This window comes from Cohnella sp. GbtcB17, assembly GCF_019091135.1.
Taxonomy (GTDB): Bacteria; Bacillota; Bacilli; order Paenibacillales; family Paenibacillaceae; genus Cohnella.
Window position 1 is genome coordinate 1 of sequence record NZ_JAGXJW010000245.1, and the last position, 275, is coordinate 275.

A 275-nucleotide genomic window follows, 5' to 3' on the forward strand; every position below is an offset into this window, starting at 1 on the left:
GCGTTAAGCGTGTAGATGCGAACCTCCGTTTCACCCAGCTTGCGGGCGTCGGTTGCATGAATTTGGAGACAGAAGGCACATCTGTTGAGTTGCGAAGCGCGAATTTTTACAAGCTCCTTCAGCTTTTTGTCGAGACTTGCGCCATCTAGAAATTTTTCGAGTCCGACCATCGCCGCGAAAGCCGCAGGGTTAACCTCTTTCAACAACATCCTTGGTTCCATTGCCAATCGCTCCTTAAATAGTAGTGCCGACCTGCTTGCATCGACTTTCGCTAT

1 protein-coding gene is annotated in these 275 nt (G+C 49.8%); it reads right to left on the bottom strand.

Translation table 11 applies throughout. The features are described 5' to 3' along the window. Positions 1-221: carboxymuconolactone decarboxylase family protein (locus KVT38_RS33700; protein WP_217598071.1), on the bottom strand; the 221-nt coding region annotated here is incomplete at its 3' end. Positions 222-275: the final 54 nt, after the last annotated feature.